Origin of the sequence: Streptomyces sp. MZ04, from assembly GCF_004684775.1 — a bacterium.
Taxonomy (GTDB): domain Bacteria; phylum Actinomycetota; class Actinomycetes; order Streptomycetales; family Streptomycetaceae; genus Streptomyces.
Window position 1 is genome coordinate 1 of record NZ_SRIC01000478.1, and the last position, 3595, is coordinate 3595.

Genomic DNA, 3595 nt, shown 5'->3' on the forward strand with positions numbered 1-3595 from the left:
ACTTCACCCCCACCGCCCTGATGATCTCCTGCGTCACCGAACCGCCCCGGTCATCCTTCGCCGAAGCCCGCAGCGAGATGAATTCCGCAGACCCGGGAACCTTCAACTCCCCTTCCCAGGAAGCCTTCTCGCCGTCCCGGTCCAGGGCGGCCTCCGTCCAGCTCGCGCCGTCGTCGTACGACACCTCCAGCTTGCCGCCGCCGATGGTCCCGACGTCCACCGCCCCCTTGACGTACTCGGAGAAGATCCCGACACCCACGGTCCGCCCACCCGGTACGTCCCCGGCAAGGTCCGTGTCCACGTCGAACCCGAGGTTCAGCAAGGGAAGGAACGTCTTCCGGTCGGCCGGAGTCTCCTTCGACTTGAAGGTCCACTCCGAGTGGCCCTTCGTCGCGAGCCGCCACCGCCCCGCGTCCAACGTCGTGTCCGTCACGACCTTGTACGTCCGCTCGGCGGGATCCGCATCCCACACATAGACCCCCGAACTCTGCCGCCGGTCCACCAAATCGCCGTCCGCGTACACCGCACTGACCTGCGTCATCGAGTCGTCGTTCCACACGTCGCCGAACCCCGTGTGATCGGGCCCGGAGTCGCCCCACCCGGGGACGTTGAACTCCAGCGAGTTCCCGGCCCGCTGCTGCCCCCAGCCGAGCCCCGTCCCCAGCCACGGATGCCACACGGGCCTGAACCAGTTCAGGGTGGAGTGCCGGCCGCCCCGGTACTTCACGAGGCCACTGCGCTCCTCCAGCGCTCCGGGGCCGACCGACACGGACTCGTGCCACAACTGGCCCGCCCCCGTCGACGCGTAGTCCGTCCGCTCGACCGGATAGTCGATCTTCTCCTGGAAGCCGAACCCGATGGCGAAGGTGTCCGTCAGGGAGTAGCGGAACTCCCCGCCCGCCACCGGCTTCACCGCGTGGAACTTGGTGTCCAGGACGGCGAGTTCACGCTTCGACGGCTCGTACGTCAGGTCGCGCGGCACCGCTCCCTTGTGGCCCTCCGACACGTCGTAGACGTACGGCGTGCGGGACGTCGCCGTGGTCTCCACCGCCCTGCCCGCCTTCGCCGCCGCGATGAGCCGCGCACCGTCCGCCGCGCCGACCGTGCCGATCTGCAGCGGCCGGTCCGCGTTGTCGTCCGTTCCGAACCAGGCGTTGAGACGCCCCGGCACGTCGTCCGTCACGAACAGCGCCTTCGCGCCCGCGTCCTGGGCGGCCTGCCCGAGCTCGGCGGGTGTCGCGGCCGCCGTGCGGCGCGCGATGACGGCCTTGCCCTTGACGTCCTTGCCCGCGTACTCGGCGGCCGTGCCACCGCCCACGTCGACGAGCGGCAGTTTGCCGCGGCCGTCGGTGACGGTGCCGCCGGGCTGTGCGACGACCTCGCCGAGGCCCTTCACGTCGAGGGTGGGCTTGCCCAGGCGCCAGACGGTGCGGTACTCGAAGCTGCCCTGCTGAACCTTCTCGGTGGGCGCCGCGAAGACGCTGTCGTACTTGACCGGCACCTGGACCGCGCCCATCAGCTCGGCACCGTTCGCCTTGCGGTCGTACTCCATCAGGAGCTGGCGGGTCTCCGTGCGCCGGCCGACGTCCACGCCGATCTCGCGCAACTTCCTTCCGTCCAGGGTGACTTCGCGGTTCCGGTCGAGGACGATCTCGGGCGCTGCGAGGAAGCCGAGGCCGAGGGAGTCCTTGCCCTGGGCGCCGCGCACGTCGAGGAAGGAGGAGAGGGCGTACGTTCCTGGCTCCAGGCGAAGCTCCAGGGTGCCGGAGTCACCGACCTCCGTCTGTACGGGGTCGACGCCCTCGGCCAGGCGCTGGAGCACCAGGCCCGCCCCGGTCGCGGCGCCGTCACGGTCCTTGACGCGGACGGTGAGCGTGTACCGCTCCTCCTCCTTGACCAGGCCGAACGCGGTGTGCGCTACCGGCTTCCCGGCGGCGCTCGCGACGATGCGGCCGCTGGTGTTGCCGACGGGTGCCTTCGCGCCGTCACCGGTCACCGTGGTGGACGCGGTGCCGTGCGCGGGGACGGTGAGCGTCTTGTCGGCGAGGGTCGCGACGCCCTCCGCCGCGCCTTCGGCGGCGAGGCTCAACTCCGCGGCCGCATCGGAGGAGTTGGTGTACGTCACCGTCCTCGTCACCGGCTTGTTGTCGCCGTACGGCCAGGAGTAGAAGCCGAGGTCGGCGCTGCCGCTCGCGGTGACCTGGGCGTCGATCGCGCCGGGGACACTGACCCGGCCCGCACCCAATTCATAGGCGGGCGCGTCCAGTCGGGCCGACGTCGACATCAGCGCGTCCTTGAGCCGGGCCCCGCTCCAGTCGGGGTGCTTCTCGGCGAGCAGGGCGGCGGCGCCCGCTATGTGCGGGGTCGCCATCGACGTACCGCTCATCTCGGTGTAGTAGCCCTCACCTCCGATGAGTTGGGAGCGTGCGGCGAGGATGTCCACGCCGGGGGCCGACAGGTCGGGCTTGAGTGCGTGGTCGCCGTGGCGCGGGCCCTGGCTGGTGAAGTACGCGGCCTTGTCGGCGGAGTCGACCGCGCCGACCGTCAGCGCGGAGTCGGCGGCGCCGGGCGAGCCGATCGAGGAGGGGGCTCCGGTGTTGCCCGCGGCGATGACGAAGAGGGCGCCGGTGTCCTTGGAGAGGGCGTTGACGGCGGCGGCCATCGGATCGGTGCCGTCGCTGGCCTCCTGCGAACCGAGGCTCATCGACACGACCTTGGCGCCGACGTCCTTGGCCGCCCACTCCATTCCGGCGATGATCTGCGACTCGCTGCCCGAGCCCTCGTCGCTGAGCACCTTGCCGACGGAGAGTGCGGCGCCGGGCGCGACACCCTTCTCCTTGTCGCCGTCCGACCCGCCACCGCTGCCGCCGACGGTCGAGGTGACATGGGTGCCGTGGCCGTTGCGGTCGGCGACCTCCTCGCCCGGGATGAAGCTCTTGGTGGCGTCCACCCGGCCCTTGAGACCGGGGTGAGTGCCGTCGACGCCCGTGTCGAGGACGGCGACCTTCACACCCTTGCCGGTGAGCCCCGCCTCCCAGGCCTTGGGGGTGCCGATCTGCTCGTTGCTCTGCGCCATGTCGGCCTCGACGCGCCCGTCGAGCCAGATCTTGCTGATGCCGCCGGCAAGCTGCCCATCACGTGAACCCGGCCTTGCCTTCGGCGAGTTGACGGCCTCCGGCACCACGGACCGCCAGAACGTGCCGGGCTTGCCCGCCTTCACCGCGACACCGCCGACACTCGGCAGCGACCGCACCTTCTCGGCACCGCGCGGCACTTCCTGCCCCGCGGCACGCACCTTCTTCTCGTACGTGACGATCAGCGGAAGGGGGCGGGCCTCCTTCCCGGCGAACCCCTGCCGGATCAGCTCCGTCACGTCGAAGAGCCGCTCGTCGAGGGTCCCCGCGCTCAGATAGGGCCGCGCCTCGTCCGGTACGACGGTGACGCGGCCGCCCGACATCTCGCTCCGGACGGCTCCGGTGGCCCCTTCGGGCCGGTCGACGGTGACGGTCTTCTTGCCGCCGCCGAGTTCCGTGACGGTGACCTTGTCGCCGGTCACGAGGGTGACCGTGTGGGCGGCGCGGGCGGCGGCAAGAAG

General features: G+C 71.0%; 1 protein-coding gene. It reads right to left on the minus strand.

The genetic code is table 11. From position 1 onward, the window contains the following. Positions 1-3595: S8 family serine peptidase (locus tag E2651_RS42095; RefSeq protein ID WP_135336544.1), on the minus strand; the 3595-nt coding region annotated here is incomplete at both ends.